Origin of the sequence: Sphingomonas sp. CCH9-F2, from assembly GCF_001556735.1 — a bacterium.
GTDB lineage: Bacteria > Pseudomonadota > Alphaproteobacteria > Sphingomonadales > Sphingomonadaceae > Sphingomonas > Sphingomonas ginsenosidimutans.
Genome location: NZ_LSJO01000696.1, coordinates 1 through 327 on the forward strand (window position 1 = coordinate 1; position 327 = coordinate 327).

The following is a 327-nucleotide window of genomic DNA, read 5'->3' on the forward strand; positions in this document are numbered from 1 at the left end:
CCGCCGGTCCCACGATAGGCCGACATAGGGCGCGAATTCGCGTACCCGCTCGTAGCGCAGCCGCAACCCAAGCTCCATGTCGCTCAACCCAGATCCGATGCCTTGCGCGGGCATGTCCTGCGCGGCGACATTGGCTTCCAGCCGGGGCTGTAGCACCCAATATTGCGTGATCCGCTGATCATACCAGGCGGCGACGCGGGCCAGCGCGTCGCCCCTGTCGGACAGGAACACCGCCGCCTCGACGTCGAACCAATATGGCGCCAGCCCCTCGACGCCGATGGTGGCGTAGCTGCGCGACGGGCCGGGGCGGATATCGTGGCGGATGCC

The 327-nt window shown here is 67.9% G+C and carries 1 protein-coding gene; it reads right to left on the reverse strand.

Annotation, left to right across the window (positions count from 1 at the left end; genetic code table 11):
- The coding region (locus AX685_RS19950; RefSeq protein ID WP_197418735.1) for a copper resistance protein B at positions 1-327 on the reverse strand (327 nt) is incomplete at both ends.